Annotated in this window: 13 protein-coding genes; 3 read left to right on the top strand and 10 right to left on the bottom strand. The window is 39.8% G+C overall.

Annotated features, from left to right (window positions below):
- Nucleotides 1-276 precede the first annotated feature (276 nt).
- From mutS to LB467_RS14125, 9 genes are all read right to left on the bottom strand, one after another.
- Nucleotides 277-2,868 (bottom strand): DNA mismatch repair protein MutS, encoded by a 2,592-nt coding sequence (gene mutS, locus LB467_RS14165; RefSeq protein WP_394371798.1) that lies wholly within the window; start codon nt 2,866-2,868, stop codon nt 277-279.
- Between the two features lie 123 nt (nt 2,869-2,991).
- Entirely contained in the window at nt 2,992-3,951 is a 960-nt protein-coding gene (locus LB467_RS14160) for an ABC transporter ATP-binding protein (RefSeq protein WP_224474704.1), read from the bottom strand.
- Nucleotides 3,952-3,961: 10 nt separating this feature from the next.
- Nucleotides 3,962-4,243: a hypothetical protein gene (locus tag LB467_RS14155; protein WP_224474703.1), complete on the bottom strand. Its 282-nt coding sequence runs from the start codon at nt 4,241-4,243 to the stop codon at nt 3,962-3,964.
- A gap of 76 nt (nt 4,244-4,319) precedes the next feature.
- Nucleotides 4,320-5,777 carry an amidohydrolase gene (locus LB467_RS14150; RefSeq protein WP_224474702.1) on the bottom strand — a complete coding sequence of 486 codons (1,458 nt, stop codon included), beginning with the start codon at nt 5,775-5,777 and terminating at the stop codon, nt 4,320-4,322.
- Between the two features lie 784 nt (nt 5,778-6,561).
- On the bottom strand, nt 6,562-8,394 hold the full coding sequence (locus LB467_RS14145) for an ABC transporter ATP-binding protein (protein ID WP_224474701.1): 1,833 nt from the start codon (nt 8,392-8,394) through the stop codon (nt 6,562-6,564).
- 163 nt (nt 8,395-8,557) lie between these two features.
- On the bottom strand, nt 8,558-8,893 hold the full coding sequence (locus LB467_RS14140) for a DUF4377 domain-containing protein (RefSeq protein WP_224474700.1): 336 nt from the start codon (nt 8,891-8,893) through the stop codon (nt 8,558-8,560).
- Between the two features lie 118 nt (nt 8,894-9,011).
- Nucleotides 9,012-10,433, bottom strand: a complete 1,422-nt coding sequence (locus LB467_RS14135) for an amidohydrolase family protein (RefSeq protein ID WP_224474699.1) — start codon at nt 10,431-10,433, stop codon at nt 9,012-9,014.
- A 92-nt stretch (nt 10,434-10,525) separates the two neighbouring features.
- The gene (locus LB467_RS14130) at nt 10,526-13,789 is read right to left on the bottom strand and encodes a S41 family peptidase (protein WP_224474698.1); all 3,264 of its coding nucleotides are present in this window, start codon (nt 13,787-13,789) and stop codon (nt 10,526-10,528) included.
- 246 nt (nt 13,790-14,035) lie between these two features.
- Nucleotides 14,036-14,470 carry a hypothetical protein gene (locus tag LB467_RS14125; RefSeq protein ID WP_224474697.1) on the bottom strand — a complete coding sequence of 145 codons (435 nt, stop codon included), beginning with the start codon at nt 14,468-14,470 and terminating at the stop codon, nt 14,036-14,038.
- A gap of 350 nt (nt 14,471-14,820) precedes the next feature.
- On the opposite strand from LB467_RS14125, the gene LB467_RS14120 reads away from it, so the two are divergent.
- Nucleotides 14,821-15,387: an RNA methyltransferase gene (locus tag LB467_RS14120; protein WP_224474696.1), complete on the top strand. Its 567-nt coding sequence runs from the start codon at nt 14,821-14,823 to the stop codon at nt 15,385-15,387.
- Between the two features lie 128 nt (nt 15,388-15,515).
- Here the strand turns inward: LB467_RS14120 and folK are convergent, their stop codons facing one another.
- A complete protein-coding gene (folK, locus tag LB467_RS14115) occupies nt 15,516-16,646 on the bottom strand; it encodes a 2-amino-4-hydroxy-6-hydroxymethyldihydropteridine diphosphokinase (RefSeq protein ID WP_224474695.1) in 1,131 nt (376 codons plus the stop codon).
- A gap of 106 nt (nt 16,647-16,752) precedes the next feature.
- Here folK and LB467_RS14110 point away from each other — a divergent pair, with 106 nt between their 5' ends.
- On the top strand, nt 16,753-17,451 hold the full coding sequence (locus LB467_RS14110) for a queuosine precursor transporter (RefSeq protein WP_224474694.1): 699 nt from the start codon (nt 16,753-16,755) through the stop codon (nt 17,449-17,451).
- 167 nt (nt 17,452-17,618) lie between these two features.
- The gene (locus LB467_RS14105; RefSeq protein ID WP_224474693.1) at nt 17,619-20,294 is read left to right on the top strand and encodes an AsmA-like C-terminal region-containing protein; all 2,676 of its coding nucleotides are present in this window, start codon (nt 17,619-17,621) and stop codon (nt 20,292-20,294) included.
- Nucleotides 20,295-20,425 lie beyond the last annotated feature (131 nt).

Below are 20,425 nucleotides of genomic sequence, written 5' to 3'. Positions count from 1 at the left end.
AATATCAGAATTCTCTATTCCCAGAGATAAAGGGGGCTTACTTTTAAAAAACAGAAATATGACATCTCAATATCAACAACTTAAGTTGATGAATAATTTAAATCCCGGTTTTACCGGACAACAATGAAAAAAAATCTGAAATAAAAAATCATCTTTATAAAATCCTGCTAAAGTAATACCATTATAACTAGCTGTTTAGCAAGAAGTAGAAGTTTAAAAGAACAGATTGCCGCGTCAGGCTATGGCCTTCCTCGCAATGACAAATGTTAAGTAAAGCTAAGCCTTCGCTTTAGCCTTTTCCTTCCCTACCAGCGTTCTTTTAATCTCGTTCAGTTTCATCAAAGCTTCTACAGGAGTAAGCGTATCAATATCTATATGTAGCAACTCCTCTTTTAATTCCTGTAAAATAGGATCGTCCAGGTTAAAGAAACTAAGCTGCATTTCTTCTTCCGCCGACTTTTTTAAAACTTCCCCGGAATCTTGCATTTTGTGCGATTTTTCAAGCTTTTTTAAAATCTTATTAGCGCGGTGCAAAACCTGCTGCGGCATTCCGGCCATTTTGGCTACGTGAATCCCAAAACTATGTTCGCTGCCTCCGGGAACCAGCTTCCGAAGAAATAGTACGTTATCCTTTAACTCTTTTACCGAAACATTAAAATTCTTTATCCGCTCAAAAGTATCGCACATTTCGTTCAGTTCGTGGTAGTGCGTTGCAAAAAGGGTTTTAGGTTTTGCAGGATGTTCGTGCAAATATTCACTTATAGCCCAGGCAATAGAAATCCCATCGTAAGTACTGGTTCCGCGCCCAATTTCATCTAAAAGCACCAAACTACGGTTAGAAATATTATTTAGGATGCTTGCGGTTTCATTCATCTCTACCATAAAAGTAGATTCACCCATAGAAATATTATCGCTGGCGCCAACACGAGTAAAGATCTTATCTACCAAACCGATATTAGCCGCTTTTGCCGGCACAAAACTTCCCATTTGAGCCATTAAGACGATAAGCGCTGTTTGGCGCAAAATAGCCGACTTACCACTCATATTTGGCCCGGTAATCATAATTACCTGCTGGTTTTCCCTGTCCAGTGTGACATTGTTGGTCACATAAGTTTCCCCAATGGGCAGTTGCTTTTCAATAACCGGGTGGCGACCTTCTTCTATATTCAGGTCGTGGTGTTCTTCAATATCAGGTTTGCAGTAATTTTCTGTTTTAGCTTGCTGCGCAAAAGAGCATAAACAATCCAATTGGGCAATAAGCTGAGCGTTTTGCTGAACCGGCTGAATATAATCATTCATCCAGATCACCAACTTGCCAAAAAGTTGTTGTTCCAGGTGTAAAATCTTTTCTTCAGCACCTAAAATCTTCGCTTCATATTCTTTCAACTCTTCGGTAATGTAGCGCTCGGCGTTAACCAAAGTCTGTTTTCTAATCCAGCTTTCTGGAACCTTATCTTTATGTGTGTTGCGGACTTCAATATAATAGCCGTACACGTTATTGCTACCAATCTTCAAAGAAGAAATCCCTGTATTCTGAGTTTCCCGTTTGAGCATATTATCAAGATAATCTTTCCCGGAAAAAGCTATCTTTCTAAGATCGTCAAGCTCTTCCGAAAAACCTTCAGCTATACAATTTCCTTTTAAAATATTTACCGGGGCGTCTTCGTGCAGGCTTTCGGTAATTTTACTTCGTAGCACCTCGCAGGAATGTAAATTATCACCAATCACTTTTATGGCTTCGTTCTTACTTTTTAGTGCAAGTTCTTTTATTGGAATAACAGCTTGCAGGGAATGATTAAGCTGAAGTACCTCCCGCGGTGTTACTTTTCCCGTGGCGACTTTAGAAATAAGTCGTTCCAGGTCGCTAATCTTTTTGATGTTTTGTTGAATTTCAGCTAAAACTGAAGGGGTCTCCAGTAAAAATCCAACAACTTCGTGCCGCTTTTTTACTTTATCGGCGTTCTTTAAAGGAAGCGCCAGCCAGCGTTTTAAAAGCCTTCCGCCCATTGGTGAAATGGTTTTGTCTATCACATCCAGCAAAGTCACTGCGTTGGCAGCGTTAGAATGATACAACTCCAGGTTTCTAATGGTAAAGCGATCCATCCACACATATTCCTCTTCTGCGATTCGATTTATCGCCGTGATATGCTGCAGCTTTCGATGCTGGGTTTCGGCTAAATAATACAAGATCGCACCCGAGGCGATAATCCCCTCTTCCAGGTGTTCCACGCCAAAACCTTTTAGAGATTTGGTTTGAAAATGTTCATTTAGTGTTTCGTAGGCGAAGTCCTGTTTAAAAACCCAATCTTCCTGGTAAAATGTATGAAAATCTTCCCCGAAAATTTGCTTAAAATCCTTCTTATTTTTCTTCGGGATCAAGACCTCACTGGGACTAAAATTCTGAAGTAACTTATCTATATATTCTGAATTTCCCTGCGCGGTAAGAAACTCACCCGTGGAAACATCTAAAAATGAAACCCCAAAGATTTTCTTTCCGAAGTGAATAGCGCACAAGAAATTATTCGATTTACTCTGAAGCACCTCATCGCTTAAAGCCACACCGGGAGTTACCAGTTCGGTCACGCCACGCTTTACTATGGTTTTGGTCATTTTAGGATCTTCCAGCTGGTCACAAATGGCCACCCGCTCCCCTGCTTTTACCAGTTTTGGCAAATAAGTATTTAAAGAATGATGCGGAAAGCCAGCCAACTCAGTCCGCTCGCTCCCGTTATTACGGTTAGTACAGATAATATTTAAAATCCGTGCGGTTTTTACCGCGTCTTCCCCAAAAGTCTCATAGAAATCACCTACCCGAAACAACAACAAGGCATCAGGATACTTAGCCTTAATGGCATTGTATTGTTTCATTAACGGAGTAACTTTAGGGGATTTCTTGGCTGCCAAAATTTTTAATTTTATTTCCCGCTAAAGTACAGAATCCCATATTTTAAAGGAAAATTATCTCTGGAAGTTATTCATTTTTTTCCACAATTATTCTACGAGTATTTCCCCTTTTGATCCATTCTTTGAAGGAATTAAACGGTAAACAGTTTTTGGTTGCAAACCTTTCTCTGTTCTATGCGACACAAAAACTACTGCGGTTTCACTTTTTTCTGCAATAAGATTAATAAGCGAAGTAATTTCAAGTGTACTTTTATCGTCCAGTGAGGTGGTGGGTTCATCTAAGATTAGCAAAGGCGGGTGCTTGATCATAGCTCTGCCAATCAAAACCATTCTTTTCTCCAATTCAGATAAATCTGTAAAAATGTTTCCCGTTTTACCCTCCATACCCAGGGCTTTTAGCCATTCTCTGGCCAACCTGACTTCTTTGTCACTCGTTTTTTGATATAACCCAACGCTATCTACTAAACCTGAAATTAGCATTTCCAATACAGTATTTCTTCTGCTAAAAAGCTCGGAAAGCGCTGGAGAAAAATAACCGATCTTCCTTTTGATTTCCCACACGCTCTCACCGCTGCCTTTTTTGTTTCCGAACAAGTACAAATCTTGGCCGTAAGCCTTGGGGTTATCACCATAGATCATAGAAAGCAGGGTGGTTTTCCCGGAACCGTTAGACCCTGTAAGTTGCCAGAAATCACCTTTTTTAATTTGCCAGGTAATATTTTTTAAAATCGGTTTTTCCTCATAACTAACTGAAACATTTCTCATCTCCACTAAAACTTCCGGAATTCCTTGAAAAGTTTCCGGTGCAGGCGGAACAGTTTTTATTTTGGAAAAATTGGTTTCCTTTTGACTTTTCAAAAATTCTGAAGTCTCAATAATTTCTACAAGCTGTTCGTCTTCGACTTTCAAAATTGAACCTACAAAAGGTAATAAGTCTTCTTTTCGATTAAAAACCTGAATAATAGTGGTGGTTTTTGAAATTTGCTTTAGTCTCGCCTTTAAATCAGTTACTGAATCTTTATCCAGACTATCAAAAGGGTTGTCCAAAACCAGGAAATCAGGTTTTTGGTTTAATAAATACTTTAAAAAAGCTTTTCTTTTTTCCCCACTTGAAAATGTTCTTAAAGAAAGAGCGATTTTCATTTTGAATTAACGCTGAATTCCCGTGTCTATAATCTTCAGCTATAAATTCATTTAAAATCACTTCTGAAAACAGCAGGCCTTTTTTTCCCTGCAATTCTCCTAATTCAACCGGAGCCTTTTCCTCTAAAAGTTCTTGCATCCATCTCTCTTTTACAGAAAAATCGGTTCCAAAAATTGCATAATGGTTTAAATTCATTTTTTCAATATACCTAAAAATAAAAAACCTGTCGCTTTATTTAAAAGGACAGGTTTTTTAATGAAAATATTTTTTTCTAATTTCCTGCTGCAGCAGAAGTGTTGGGGATTGGTGGTGGTCCCGGTGGGATAATGGCCTCGTAAACTTCATCTCCCTTACGTTCTATATACTCAGCTTTTACTTTTTCTACCTGCTCTGGGTTTTGAAAAAGATCTGCCATAGTCATTGCCATTGCCTTGGCCGCATAGCTCATTCCCTTGTGGCCAATGCTCATACCGCCACAAGCCACAACCGCCCAGGAATGCCATGGAGTATCTTTTGGCGCGGTAGTTACGCCCAGGTTGATGTTTGGAACGTTCCAGCTAACATCCCCTACATCTGTAGAACCTCCGCCGGGATGTTCCTTTGTTTCTTCCAGGGGTTTTATTTCACTGTCCATCCCTACCTGTTTTTTGCCAGTACCTTCCTGAATTTTTTTCCCGAAATTAATCTCTTCTTCGGTATATTCTATTGGCCCCAGCAGCTCAAGGTTCTTTTGCATAATTTCTCCGCCTGCCCTGTTGACAAGGGTTTCGTAGATTCCGGAAATTAAAGAAACTTCTACCTCAACATCTGCCATTATAGCTGCTCCCTGTGCCATTTCTTTTACCCTTTCATAGACCGGCATCATTCCGGAGCGTTTGGTATCACGCACTCTCACCCAAAGCTTGGAATAATCGGGCACCACGTTTACTACCTGGCCTCCGTCCTGGATGTGGTAATGCATACGCACTGTTGGCTGCACATGTTCCCTGTAATAATTTATCCCGGTGGTATAAAGTTCCAGCGCATCTGAAGCACTGCGACCGTTCCAGGGATCGGCAGAGGCGTGGGCTGCCTGACCGGAGAATTCCACTAAGAAATCTACCAATGCAAGGGAACTCTGTACATCGGCTTTAGTAGAAGCAGAAGGATGCCAGCTTATATTTACATCTACATCATCCCAAATTCCTTCTCTCACCATCCATATCTTCCCAAAATATTTCTCTTCACTGGGTGTGCCAATAAATTTTACTGTCCCGCTTATTTCTCCACTTTCTATCAATTCTTTCACGGCAATAGCAGCTCCCAGGCTTCCAACGCCAAACAGGTTATGCCCACAGCCGTGGCCGGCAGCTCCTTCTTGAAGGGGTGATTTTTCAGGTTCGGCTTTCTGGGAAATTCCCGGGAGGGCATCAAATTCTCCGAGTACACTTATAACTGGTTTTCCCGAGCCGTAAGTTGCAACAAAAGCTGTTGGTATTCCGGCTACACCGCGCTCTACGGTAAAGCCTTCGTTCTCTGCATAGTCTGCAAGCAACTTTGCCGATTCATTTTCTTCAAAGGCCGTCTCGGCCAATGCCCAGATCTCATCGCTCAAGCTAATCAGTTCAGATTCCTGGGTCTCCACGGTTTTAACAATTTTTTGTTTTGTTTCTGAAAGCTTTTCCTGGCTAAATCCACTAATAGAGCAGACGCATAAAAGCCATACAGGCAGTAATTGAAATTTCTTCATAAAGGAAAGGTATTTAATTTTACAAGCAGGATTAATAGGCTGTCGCTTGTTTGAAGTCCAATATACAAAATAACTCAATATTTTTCTTAAAAACCAGTCCTTTTGCCTCCATGAAATCCTTAAAGCTAATTTTTTCGTATTAAACAGCATTTTAAAGAAAGATATTTGTATATCCGCGAAGAGACCCAGAAGGTAAAATTGAAATAAAGTGTTACGTCGAGCACCAGCCCGACTAGGTACTGGCGGGCAGGCGAGACGTTTTTGTTTGACCCTTCGACTAAAGCTTGTCTTGAGCGAAGTCGAAAGGCTACCATTGACAGAGATAGATTTTATTATTTATTAGAAAGTTATAGGAATAGTTATAAATACACAATAGAAATATAAGCGGCCTATCGAAAATTGATCGTGAAATTAGAAGTGAGATGTCGTTTAAATTTTATGCTGTTTGAGCGAAACGTCATTTTCTCGTTACTCCTACTTTTCCCGCGAGTTCAGAAAATTTAGACATCGAACGAAAAATTTAGATCCATTTTCGTAAGCCTAGATTTTTTGGTTCTTTTTCATCAATGGAAAAAGAACAGAACACTAATCTATTTCAGGCTTAATTAAAAATTCAGTAAGATCATATTTATCTGTCATTTCCCTCCGCTAGATAAAATTTTTTATCACGGGTCTCAGGGTGACAAAAACTGTTTTTAGGTTTCTAAACGGATAAGCATAAAGATATTTATCCGGCTCAGAATACTTTACTTAAGATCCAGACTTTCTTTGCCACTGAGCTAATTTACTGGTAGCCCTGCGCCTGCAAGTTGAACAATTCTGCATAAAGCTTATCGTTCTGCATCAACTCCTGGTGAGTTCCAATTTCCAGCACGGCACCATTCTTTAAAACCATAATCCTATCAGCTATTCTTACCGTACTGAAGCGGTGCGAAATAATCACAGCAGTCTTACCTTCGGTTAGTTTAATAAACCGGTCGAAAGCTTCGGTTTCTGCGCGGGCATCTAAGGCAGATGTGGGTTCATCTAAAATTAAAACCTCAGCATCTTTCATATAAGCCCGGGCAATTGCGATCTTCTGCCACTGCCCGCCCGAAAGGTCTTTGCCTTGCTTGAAGCGTTTTCCTAATTGCTGGTCGTAACCTCGCGGCATTTCAGAAATCACTTCATTGGCCAGACTTTTCTCAGCAGCGCTGTCTATACGCTGCTGATTCTGTATTTCTTCAATTTCACCCATCGCAATATTTTCCCGAAGGGTCAATTCAAACTTCACAAAATCCTGAAAAATCACTCCAAAATACTGCTGATATTGGGTTTGATCATATCGTTTTACCGGAATATCGTCTAGCAGAATTTCCCCTTCCGTAGGTTCATAAAAACGGAGTAACAATTTAATGAGCGTGGTTTTGCCGGCGCCATTCTCTCCCACAAAAGCCAGTTTTTCACCTGCTTTTAATTCAAAATTAATATTTCGCACTACCCAGGCTTCAGATTTTGGATATTTAAATCCAAGGTTTCTAAATTCAAATCCTTTTTTGATTTTCTTCGGAAGCGATAATTTTTCTTCCGAAGTTTCCTCGGAATATTTAAGATCCAGGAATTCAAAATAATCCTGAAGATAAAGCGCGCTTTCAGTAATTGCCGTAAACCGGGTAAAAAATCCCTGTAATTTAGAGCGTAGCCTATTGAAGGATCCCGCAAGGAAAGTTAGATCACCAAGCGTAAAAATTCCCGCCACGGTTCTAAATACAATTAGGAGATAAGCGCCATAATAAGCGCCCGTACCAATCACGTTAAATAAAGAGCCCCACCCGGCACGTTGCTTTGCCAGTTTTTTACTCATTAAATAATAGGTGTCGGAGAGATTTTTAAAACGAGCTGCCAGGTAATTTGAAAGTCCGAATAACTTCACCTCTTTTGCCGTCACATCGCTGGCGCCGGCATAACGCAAATAATCCAGTTCGCGGCGTTCCTGTGTCCAGCTTCTAGCCAGGGAATAACTGGTGCCGCTAAATTTTATCTCGTTTATTATAGTCGGGATTACCGAAACAACCAGTAAAATGATAAGCCAGGGCTCAAAAGCCACAACTCCGGCCAAAAGAGAAAAAATAACCACCAGATCTTCGCCCTGGGTAAGAATGTTAGACATAAGTCCAACCCGGCCTGTGGTTTGCTGGCGGGCACGTTCCAGCTTATCGTAAAATTCGGAATCCTCCAGCTGATCTAAATTTAATTCCGAAGTTTTTTTAATAATACGCACAGAAGTATCAATAGCATATTGATCGCCTAATAACGCATCACTCAGGCTAATCGCCCTGCTCATTAGATCTGATAAAATCGCAAGTCCAAATTCGACCGCCACCAACAACCATAATCTATCCAGATCTTGGCTTTCAGCGGAAATTTGTAAAACTACTTCGTCAATAATTAATTTACCTACCCACAGGATAATTACCGGTAGCACTGCATTTACGGTTCTGGCCAGTAAATTAGCATAAAACAGCAAAGGATTTACTTTCCTGATTTCTTTAAAAAAACGAGGAACAAATTTTAGGGATGCAAAACTCCCCCGAAAAGTAACTTTATTGGCTTCTAATGATTTCCTGGATCTTGGCAAGTGCGTTTTTTCTTTGCAAGTTAAGCAAGATTTGAAAAATTCAGGTATAATAAGAAATAAGAGTAAAGCCCCAGGATACAAGACTAAAGGCTAAATATTTAACCTGAAATAAGTTGCAGAAATCACCGTATTATTCCCTCAAATAAGGTTGATTTATAACAATCTAAACCTTCTCCTTGGAAACTATCTTCACCAATCTGTAGGAGATTGAGGAGCCATCCATAGGAGGGTTTTTTATTTTCTTCTTCTTTACCCTTAAATGGTAAATATAACCGGGCTCATAATCGAAACCTATTATACTGTCTTCATAATAGAACAGACTCCAGTCTTCTGTACCTATTTGGTCGCCCTCCTGTACAAGAAGGCAATTTCCTTCCATTTCGCCCACACATTCTTCGGTATAGCTATTCACAACCATATCTACCACTCCATTTATCTCTCCACTTAAACTACAGCTAAAAAGTAAAAATACCAACCCCATAAGTCCATTCTGTTTCATAACACTCTCTTTTTAACTAAAGATAAGGGATTGTATGATTCACGGAGTGGGGGATTTCCCCTATTATATTCAAAATCTCAGCTCCGAAATATTACCCGGTGGCTAATCACTACCGGGGCTATTCATTTTCCAAACCATTTTGTCTTTTAACACTCTGAAGCATATTCCTTAGATCTTCGCGGTTAATCACCTTCCCATTTTTCACTACCGCTGTAATCTCCTGCAGGTTCTGCAGGTTTTCCAAAGGATTCTTTTCAAGCAGTAAGAGATCGGCAACTTTTCCTTCTTTCACACTACCATATTTATCCTCAAGATCAAGAAACTCCGGACCATTAACTATAGAAGTTCTTAATGTCTGAGCATTCGTTAAACCTGCTCCCGCTAAAGCACTCAATTCCCCGTGCAAAGATTCCCCTGGATACACATAAGAATTAAACGCCCCGCAATCTGATCCAGCTAAAATTTTTACACCGGCATTTTGCATAGGCCCTATCATTTTAGTGCTTATTTCTTCCATTTTTTCACGCATCTTACTACCCGATGCTTTTGCTCGTTTTGCGCCTTCAATTCTACCCTGATAGGTTTTTTCAATTCCCGAACCAATATAATTTAACAAAGAATCCTGCTGATGATCTACTTCCAAAATTTCAGCCAGGGTTTTTCCAATATAAAGCGTCGGTGTTACAAATACGTTTTCTTCACTCATTTTTGCGAAAACCTCATCGGCAAGTTCCGGGTCGTAGGTATCGATTAAAGGCTCTATCATTCCATAGCCAAGATTAAGTTTTGTAAGGCTGTCTGCAGCGGGAGAACAAGCTTTTAACGGATAATACATATGTTCGGCACCATCAAGGCCAAGAGATATCGCTTTCATAAAATCGGCGCTCATTGGCATATGCCCGGTGGTTTTTAATCCGCGCTTTTCAGCTGCTTCTATAATTCCGTAGTAATTTTCTGCAGAAAGATTTCCGTCATACATTTTCACATAATCTACCTCCAGTTTTTCAACAGAATCCAGTGCAGCCTCAATATCACTCGAATCTGAAACTTTTATGGATCCCGGCCAGGCGGGTTGATCACCATCAAGTTTGGGACCCGAACTAAAAATTGTTGGCCCGTCTAATTCTCCTTTGTCAATTTGATCTTTCCATTTCAGAACACTGGGAGTTATATCACCGCCGGCATCTCTAACCGTGGTAATCCCGTAAGCTAGAAACAACGGCAGTAAATCTTTATTCTCCCGAATTAAGGTGTCGCCTCCCCTAAAATGAACATGATTATCCCAAAGCCCTGGCATTACAAATTTTCCCTGAGCGTCAATTTCTTCTTTTGAGGTATAAGAATCCTTATCGCGGTTATCGCCAACTTCAACAATTTCATCTTCAGAAATAAAAATAGTTTGTCCTGATATTACTTTATCATTTTCAACATCTATAATAGAAGCGTTGGAAATTACAAGGTCATAAGACTCTTTACTATTATTGTTACAGGAGAAAAAAAGTAAAACTGAAAACAGGTAAAGGGGTGAAAATTTTGTCATTTTTTGTTTGTATTTATGTATTCTTTTCTCTGAAACCGATTAATTACCAGTCTAGAAACTTCTGTTAAAAAAATAGGTTTAAAATCAGATTGCTAATTATTCCCCTTTTTCGGGTATTCCGGGGAAGGCACTTCAGCCGGAGGATTTTCATCCAGTTGTTTTAGAACGATCTCAATGGCTTTTTCCAATTGAGGGTCTTTACCTTCAATCACCTCTTCCGGCCACTGTTCTACCTCCACATCTGGAGCCACTCCTTCGTTCTCCACCCTAAAACCTTCTTCAGTATAAAAAGCCACGTTTGGTGCGGTAACAGAGCCGCCATCTATAAATTCCGGGTAACCCAGAACTCCCACCAGGCCTCCCCAGGTAGTTTTCCCTACGATAGTGCCTGAATCAAATTTTCTAAACATCCACGGTAAATAATCCCCACCGGAACCTGCAGTTTCATCTGTAATCATCACCTTAGGCCCCTGTATTGAAGCACTTGGCGATTTAAGATCTTTTCCATAGCGGAATCTCCAATGCGCCTGCTCTGGTTTTTTAAGGATATCTATCACATAATCTGCCAGCTGGCCTCCACCATTAAAACGCTCATCAACGATGATAGCCTGTTTATTCGCCTGCGGAAAGAAATAGCGTTTGAAATATTCATGTCCCGCAGTGGCTGTATTGGGTACATACACATAAGCTACTTTGCCGTCGGTGGCTTCATGTACTTTTTTAATATTACCTTCTACCCAGTCGCGATTTCTCAAAGCCCCTTCATTTTCTACGGGGGTTACTTTCACTTTTCGCGAATTTCTCATATTAGGATTGGGACCCACCGTCAGCATTACGATATTACCGGCAGTGTTTTCAAAGAATTTATAAATATTATCATCAGCTTTTAACTCTCTACCATTAACCTCCAGGATATAATCGCCCTCCTGCACATCAACTCCCGGCTCGGTAAGAGGGGATCTCAAATTAGGATTCCAGTTAAGTCCTCCATAGATCTTTTTAAACCTATACCTGTCGTTTTCAATACTGTAGTCTGCACCTAAAAGACCACCCTTAATAGATTCCTGGGAATGAAGTTTATCTCCCCTGCTGGAAAACCGGTGATGCCCCACTCCAAGTTCACTAAACATCCATTCCATCACCCTATAGAGATCGCTGCGAGATGCAACATCATCTATAAATGGCTCATACTTTTCTTTCATCGCATCCCAGTCTACCCCGTGCATTCCAGGGTCGTAAAAATAGTCTCTGTTAACCCTCCAGGCCTCATTAAAAATGTTTGGCCACTCTGCTAAAGGATCAATTTTTACCTGGATATCCCCGGTATTAAGAGGGTGCTTTTCCTCGATCTTTTCAATTTCAGCTATTCCCCATTTATCTTCTGCCTTATAAAGTATCATCTTAGCATTTGCTGAAATCTCATAGGAAGTTGCAGGCATTATTTCCTTATTCTCCCTTTCCTTAAGATCATACATATTTAAAGTACCTTTGTTTTGCACGTGAGGAGGATAGGATAAATAATACAGATTTCCTTCCTTTGGTGAACTTAAAAATGCATATTTCCCTGCAGGAACCGGAATATCCACAATCCTGTTTTCTATCCCATCAAAATCAATTTTAAGGTCAGGGGCTTTGATTTCTTTGTCTTCTTCTTCAGCTTTCTTCTTTTTCTCCTCTTCCTTCTCTGCCTGCTCTATCTTCTCAACATCATTCTCTCTTGCAAAGGGAGATTCAACATCTTTTTGTAAAGTGACCAGGTAGATAGAACTGGTCATTTCCATATCCTGGTTAGATTGATCAAACCAGTTCACAACGGGACCGGCATCTGTAGAAGCAAGCATGTACAAATATTTCCCGCTGGGATCAAACACCGGGCTGGAAACGCTGGAAAAGCCATCTGAAATAGGATAGGATTTGTTTTCAGAAAGAGAATATACATACGCCTGTTCAAAGCTTGTTCCTGTTACTACCGTATAACTTATCCAGTTTGAATCGTGAGACCAGCTACCAAACAGATCCCTGAAAACCCCCGGCATGTAGCGTTCATCTTCAGATACCTTTGTTACCCGGCCGGAGTCTGTATTGAGCACATAAAGGTTACGTCCGTTATCTACAAAACTAATTTTTTTACTGTCTGGCGACCAGCGCGGATAGGCATAAAAACCGGTACCGTCAAGTTCGAATTTCTGTGGCTCCTTTTGTTCACTTTGATCGTGGACGTGAAGAGCATATTCACCACTTTCATCACTAAAATAGGCGATGAATTTCCCATTTGGAGACCAAACGGGATATTTTTCATGTGCACCCGGGGTAGAAGTGATATTCACAACATCCCCTTTCTCGCCGGGCACCGTAACCACCTCTCCCCTAAAATCCATCACCACCCTGGCTCCTGTGGGAGAAATTGAAGCACTGCGTATATACTCATCACCTTTTACAAAACGTGGTCGCAATTCAAGAAGATCTGTCGCGATGCCTATCTGTAGTTTTGTGGTGCTATTATTAGCAGGATTAAAAGTGTGAAGGTAACCCGCCTGTTCAAAAATGATCTCATTATCGCCGGCGGAAAGATCCAGCACCGGGAAATCTTCATAATTTGTATGTTGAGTAACCTCTTCGGAATTCATGTCATAACTATATAGATTGAATTCCCCATTTCTATCACTTCTGAAGTACACTTTATCTCCCAGCCATTGAGGCCTCGTATCGTTACTCCCGCTTTCAGGTTTTGGAATTTCTGTAACAGAGTGATCATTTGTATCGTAGATCCAGATACGAGAAGCCGTGCCCCCACGGTAATATTTCCACTGATTGAAAACTTCGTAAAGAGGGGTATAAGCAATGTACCTCCCATCTTCAGAATAATCTGCCCAAAATGCATTAGGAATCTCCAGTTCTTTAACCTGGCCACCAGTTACAGAAACTTCAAATAGTTTAGCAAACCTGTTTGTAAATACGCTTCGCTGTGAGACGAAAAGAACCGAAGAACCATCCGGGGTAAAATCGCGCACCTGGTCACTCCCTGGGTGCCAGGTTAAACGTTCGGGAATACCGCCTTCAGATGAAACTACGTAGACATCTGTATTTCCGTCATATTCTGCATTAAAAGCAATTAAGCTTCCGTCTGGCGAAAAAATAGGGTTGGATTCAATCCCATCATCTACTGTAAGTCTTCTTGGTGAAGAACCATCTTTATTTGCCACCCAGAGATCTTCAGCATAAATAAAAGCGATTTGAGTATCACTTATAGCCGGCTTTGAGAGCAGCCGGGTATCCTCTTTATTGATATTCTGGGCCATAAGGCCAAAAGACACAAAAAATAAAATAAGTAGAGGAGAATAAAAGTAAGTTTTCATAGAAAAAACATGTTTTTGAATCCCCTAATATAAAATTAAAACCTGAAAATCCAGACTCAATAGCATGTAAGAAAAAACCGGATGTCGAAAAAGTTTTTAAATCGGCATCCTGAACCTGCCCGTCCGATCTGGCGGATTTATTTGAGAGCTTACTCCGCAAATTTAATCGGAGATCTAAGGTGTTGATAAGTCAGCTTGACGAAATTAGACCTTTTCAGACAACCCTTACTATATTAAAAACAGTTTCTAATTGGATTTTCGTGCAAATTCTGTTTTAGAAGCGCTAATAAAGGAGTCATATTTCTCAATAATCATTTTCGCCTTTTCCTGACTGCCCGCTACAGTGAGTAAAGCATTATACCAATCCTGATTTGCAGGAGAGGATTGCCAGTTCAAATGGTCCTTACCTATAGGCAGTTTCCAGACGGCCATATAGTTATAGTCTTCAGAGGTTAACTGCATCTCCATAACAGGACTGGGAATTCCAGCCAGTTTATGAGCAAGTCTAAAATAATTATCAATAATGTTTTTAGCTTCCTCAGTCTTATCTGAGGTGAATTTATAATATTCAATCTGGTAAAGATCAGATGAATCCACCGGGTCATTTTCGGGGTTTTGGGCCAGCAAAACATTGCAGCTCAACAGCGCGATTACAATAAACGTAAATTGTGCAATTTTCATAACAGGACAGGGTTTAATAATTAATAAAAATGATACAGGAGCACCTGGTTGCCGGGTCCTGGAACTTATAAAACGGGGGTGTGAACGATATAATCGAAGTGGTAAACCGCTTATTTCTAAGCAACTAAAAGATAATAAAGAAGAGAGTGATAACAGCATATTTTTTTATAAAGTTTAGCCAAAGCAACCGCTAAAATTTTCCCAAAAAAAATCTGCACATCAATCATTTATCCCCTATCTCCCTAGGGAAGCATATAGTTTTAATACAGGTAAAAGGCACTCAACTCGTTGCAGGAAATCTTTTATATCGAGTATTATTTTTCCCTCACATTCTTCTTATTTTTGCTGTTATGGAAAACCGAAAATTAAAAAACAACGAGCTGGACCGTAAATCTATTGAGGAATTTAAGGAAGCTAAAAAAACACCCATTATCGTGGTGCTGGACAATATTAGAAGCTTGAATAATATTGGCTCGGTTTTTCGAAGCGCCGATGCTTTTTTAATTGAAAAAATTTACCTCTGCGGAATTACCGCGCAGCCACCCCATAAAGATATTCAAAAAACCGCTTTAGGCGCCACTGAAACCGTAGCCTGGGAATATGTTGAAAATACGCTGGATGTGGTTGAAAAACTACAAAAAGAGCAGACAAAAGTCTTTGCTATCGAGCAGGCAGAAGATTCGGTTATGCTAAACGATTTTAAAGCCCAGTCAGGAGAAAAGATCGCCGTGGTTTTTGGACACGAAGTAAAAGGCGTGCAACAAAAAGTGGTTTCAGCCAGTGACGGAATTATCGAAATCCCCCAACTTGGCACTAAACACTCCTTAAATATTTCGGTAAGCGTGGGAGTTGTTCTATGGGATTTGTTTTGCAAAATTTCCCAAAATAACAGAGAGCAATCTTATATGAGCCATTAAATTTTTCTTTTAAAAGTTTCTAAAACCTCCTTCTATTATTCATTTAAGTTAAAATACACCTACAAGGTTTTAGAAACCTTGTAGGAAATTTTATAAAGATTACTCGGTCTTTGGAGGCCAGGGGGATTTTAGCGAGCTTCTATCTCCTCTAAAATCGCCAGGTAATCGGCGCGGTTGTTTACAAAATCTTTACCCGAAATATCTATAATTTGCACCCTCATATTGGTTTGAGTCTTGATGAAATTTAGGTAGCTTTTGTTGATTTCTACCAGATAATCGGGCTGAATATTTTGCTCATAATCGCGACCACGGGCTTTGATATTTTCCAGCAATCTTTCAGTATTTTGGTAGAGATAAATGTACAAATCGGGTTTTACCATCTCCTTGTACATTAAATGAAAAAGCTTGTGATATAAAGCATACTCATCTTCTTGCAGCGTGATTTTTGCAAAAATAAGCGACTTAAATACATCGTAGTCTGAAATTACAAAATCTTTAAAAAGGTCATACTGCGCCAAATCGTCTGAAAGTTGCTGGTAGCGATCGGCCAGGAAAGACATCTCCAGCGGAAAAGCATATCGCTCCTTATTCTCGTAGAATTTCGGCAAGAACGGGTTGTCTTTAAACCTTTCCAAGATAAGTTTTGCATTAAAATCTTCGGAAACCATGGTTGAGAAACTGGTTTTCCCCGCACCGATGTTTCCTTCCACCGCGATGTAATTCAGTTTATTAAGATTGAAGGCTTTTTGAGGGATTTCGAGCTTTTCAGGGATAGCTTTTATTTGAGAATCGTCTTCAACCTGCTTCAGTAATTTTTCGATAGAAATCTTAAAAACGGGATGAATTTCTTTTGCTGCGATATCAGCCAAAGGTAGCAACACGAATTTTCGGCTTTGCATCTCGGGATGTGGAACTACCAAATTTTCGGTTTTCAAAGTTTCATTCTCAAAAAGCAGAATATCCAGGTCCAGGCTTCGGTTTTGGTAATTCTTTACATCAGAGCGAACCCGGCCCGCTTCGGTTTCAATCTTCAATAATTTCCTAAGAACTTCTTCCGCAGAAAATCTTGTAGAAACAGCAAGACAGGCATTTAAAAAAGAGTGTCCGCTAAAACCCCAGGCGGGTGTTTCATAAACCTGCGAAACCTGTTGTATCTCGCCAATTTCTAAATAAATTTTATGCAATGCGTTTTGCAGAAGTTCAAAGCGGTTGCCCACATTGCTTCCCAGCGCGATATGTACTATTTTTGGGGAATTCAAACTGAATGGAGAAAAATTATTAAAGCTTATCCTGTAAATTTCACAGCAAATTAAGTAAAACAAAATCACATACCCCTAATTTTGGGGTAAGACTTAAAAAATAAATTTGGCTAAACTATTACTCAAAGACAAACTTACAGCACAGCGTATTTATTTAATCCTGGCAGGGCTTTTTATCGCCTCTTTAGTAGTTTCAAACCTAATATTTCAGAAATTTTTTAGTTGGGATTTTTTCGGGATTTACACTTTCGAGATTTCTGTAGGAATTTTACCTTATCCCATCACGTTTCTAATCACCGATATTATCAGTGAAATCTACGGAAAGAAAAAAGCCAACCAGGTAGTGACTACAGGAATTTTTGCCTCGTTCTTTTCCTTGTTGATTATTTACACCGCAGATGCAGTACCAGCTACCGAATGGTCACCCATAGGCAATGCCTTGTTCACAAAGGTTTTTGGCGCTACCACCATTGCTGTTTTTGCCTCTATGGTTGCCTATTTACTGGCTCAGTATATAGATATTCATTTATTCCATTTTTGGAAAAGGTTGACCAAAGGAAAACATTTATGGCTGCGGAATAATTTTTCTACATTTCTTTCGCAGTTTGTAGATACGTTTTCGGTCTTGTTTTTGCTCTGTAGTTTTAATAAAATTGAATGGGATTTATTTGGCAGCCTTTTACTTAGCGGTTTTCTGTTTAAAGTAATTGTAGCCGCCTTAGATACGCCCCTGCTCTATGCTTCGGTATTTGCGTTTAGGAAACGCTTTAACCTGAAGCAGGGCGAAGAATTAAAATATGATTAACTTTAAAAAACCATGCTAATTAGCAAATTGGTTAAATAATATAAAAATGAAACCAGCATGCTGCTGGACCCAAAAATTGGCAAAACACAACTTGTCCCGATTAAATCGGGAGGAACATTATTATAAGCCTGTGCCTAATTCCAAAATTGGGATAAAATTATAAAAAGATGAAAAAAGCATTTAAAATAATTGGCATTGTATTGCTCGTGATGGTAGTAATACTTGTTGCCGCCCCGTTTTTATTTGAATCGCAAATAAAAGATTATGTACGTAAAACTGCTAATGAGAGCGTCAATGCACAGGTAGAATTCCGCGATATCAGTCTTAGCTTCTTCAGGAGTTTTCCTCAGGCTACGGTGGTTATTGAAAATTTCAGTGTAATAAATAACGAACCTTTTAAAGGTGACACGCTTGCCGTTGGGGAAGAACTACAACTTGAAATGTCTATTAAAGAATTATTCAAAGGTGCCAATGAGCCGAAAGTTCTGGACGATATTAAGATCAATAATACTTTCCTGAATATTAGAGTAGATTCCCTGGGAAATGCCAATTACGATATCGCGATTGAAGATACTACTACTGCTACCGATTCAGCCTCCACAGGCTTTAGTTTCGATTTAAAGCATTACGAGATCAATAATTCCCGGGTGAAATATTTAGATGAAGGCCAGAAACTTTTACTGGATGTAGAAGAATTGAACCACCAGGGAACAGGTGATTTTTCTTTAGCTGAAAGCGAACTGGATACTGAATCTACCGCGCTGGTTTCTTTAGATTACGATGGTGTAAATTACCTAAACCGAAACCACGTTTCCCTTGATGCGGTAATTCAAATGGATTTGGAGAATATGCGTTATACGTTCCTGGAAAATGAAGCGATGGTTAATCAGTTGCCGCTTACTTTTGAAGGATTTGTGCAGGTGAATGAAGACAATAATGAGATAGATTTAAGCTTCCAGACACCTTCTTCAGACTTTAAGAATTTTCTGGCGATTATACCTGCAACCTACGCCAAAAACATTGAAAACGTTGAAACTAATGGCGATTTCATCGTAAACGGAAAAATTCAGGGAATTGTAGATGATACTTATATCCCGAAAATGGATATTAAGGTGAGTTCTAATAACGCCTCTTTTAAATATCCCGATCTTCCTAAAAGTGTAGAAGACATTAACATTGATCTTCAGATTTTAAATGAAACCGGAATATTAGAGGACACCTATCTTACTTTTGATAATGTGACCTTCAGAATAGATCAGGACAGATTTGCCACCAACGGAAGCGTAAAAAACCTGATGGGAAATATGCTGGTGGACATGGCTTTAAAGGGTACTTTAAACTTAGCTAACCTTGAACAGGCTTATCCGTTAGAACTTGAACAGGACCTCAACGGAATCCTAACCGCTGATGTTACCACTCAGTTTGATATGAATTCTATTGAAAAGGAGCAGTATCAAAATGTAAAAAGTAGCGGTACGGCCAGCATTAGAAATTTCAGTTATAAATCGCCTGAAATTCCTAACGAAGTAAAGATCGCTAATGCAACAATGAATTTTAATCAGGGTAATGTTCGTGTGCCGGAATTAAAACTTACTACCGGCCAAACCGATATTACGGCTTCCGGAAATATAGAAAACCTGATAGGCTTCTTGTTCACCGAACAGAATTTAAAAGGAATCTTTAATGTAAATTCTAATGTTTTTGCCATTAACGATTTTATGGTTGCAGAAACTGAAACGGTAACCGAGGAAACATCAAACCAAAGTTCTACAGCAACTAAAAAAGAAGCGGTGAAAATTCCTTCCTTTTTGGATACTGAACTGGCGTTTAATGTAAACACCGTGATCTATGATAACCTGGAACTTAAAAACGCCACAGGAACCATTATTTTACGTGATGAAACCGCCACCCTTCAAAACATTACTACCAATATTTTCGGCGGAAATATCGCCCTGGAAGGGAATGTTTCTACCAAAGGAACTACTCCAACTTTTGATATGGACCTGGCGCTAAACGCGCTAAATATCGCTGAATCCTTTAACGGTTTGGAAATGCTGCAGGGACTGGCACCGGTAGCCCAGGCACTGGAAGGTAAATTACAAACCAATCTTAAATTAAACGGGAATTTAAATGATGACCTTACCCCGCGATTATCTACCCTTGCCGGTAATGCACTTGCAGAGATCCTTACTGCAGAGGTAAATCCTGAAAAATTAGCCTTGCTTTCACGTTTAGACGAGCAATTGAACTTTATTAACTTGGAAGACATTGACCTGGATAAACTTAAAACCCGTCTGACATTTAGCGATGGGATGGTGCAAATTGAACCTTTTGACTTTAATGTACAGGGTGTAAATGTTCAGGTTTCCGGTAGTCACGGTTTTGATATGAACATGAATTATAACCTTAATCTTGATGTTCCGGCAAGAATGTTAGGCAGCCAGGTAGGCAATGCACTTAGCAGGTTAAGTGGGGATGAAATTCAAAATATGACAGTAGCTCTGCCTATAGGTTTAAAAGGAACTTTTCAAAATCCGCAGATCAATATAAACATGGAGCAGGCGGTTAGCAATCTTACCCAGCGAATTGTTGCAAAACAAAAAGAAAACCTCCAGGAGCGCGGCCAGGATGCAATTAGGGATATTATTAATAAACAAACGGGAAGAAACCAGCAGCAACAGCAAACCGACACCACCGCGGCACAGGACTCTATACAAACCGAAACTCCTCAAACTGAACAACCACCTAAAACACAGGAAGAGGAAGTTAAAGATGCCGCCAGAAATATTTTAGGCGGGATCTTGAAAAACAGAACTCAGAAAAAAGATACAACTAGTAATTAAAAGTTACCCTCACAGTTTCCCATTACTTTTGGAAATTGTGAGGGTTTGTTTTTTTTCGTCATTGCGAGGAGACGCAGTCGACGTGGCAATCTGTAAATTACTGGTGACCGATGTAGAGATTACTTCTCTCA

It is taken from the genome of Salegentibacter tibetensis, from assembly GCF_020164485.1.
Lineage (GTDB): Bacteria > Bacteroidota > Bacteroidia > Flavobacteriales > Flavobacteriaceae > Salegentibacter > Salegentibacter tibetensis.
Note: the sequence above shows the minus strand (reverse complement) of the source record. Positions and strands in the feature narration are given on the sequence as shown.

Excerpts from the sequence above, each read along its gene's own strand:
- mutS (WP_394371798.1), bottom strand. The coding sequence starts at position 2,868 with ATGAAACAATACAATGCCATTAAGGCTAAGTATCCTGATGCCTTGTTG.
- LB467_RS14155 (WP_224474703.1), bottom strand. The coding sequence starts at position 4,243 with ATGAATTTAAACCATTATGCAATTTTTGGAACCGATTTTTCTGTAAAA.
- LB467_RS14150 (WP_224474702.1), bottom strand. The coding sequence starts at position 5,777 with ATGAAGAAATTTCAATTACTGCCTGTATGGCTTTTATGCGTCTGCTCT.
- LB467_RS14140 (WP_224474700.1), bottom strand. The coding sequence starts at position 8,893 with ATGAAACAGAATGGACTTATGGGGTTGGTATTTTTACTTTTTAGCTGT.
- LB467_RS14135 (WP_224474699.1), bottom strand. The coding sequence starts at position 10,433 with ATGACAAAATTTTCACCCCTTTACCTGTTTTCAGTTTTACTTTTTTTC.
- LB467_RS14130 (WP_224474698.1), bottom strand. The coding sequence starts at position 13,789 with ATGAAAACTTACTTTTATTCTCCTCTACTTATTTTATTTTTTGTGTCT.
- LB467_RS14125 (WP_224474697.1), bottom strand. The coding sequence starts at position 14,470 with ATGAAAATTGCACAATTTACGTTTATTGTAATCGCGCTGTTGAGCTGC.
- LB467_RS14120 (WP_224474696.1), top strand. The coding sequence starts at position 14,821 with ATGGAAAACCGAAAATTAAAAAACAACGAGCTGGACCGTAAATCTATT.
- LB467_RS14105 (WP_224474693.1), top strand. The coding sequence starts at position 17,619 with ATGAAAAAAGCATTTAAAATAATTGGCATTGTATTGCTCGTGATGGTA.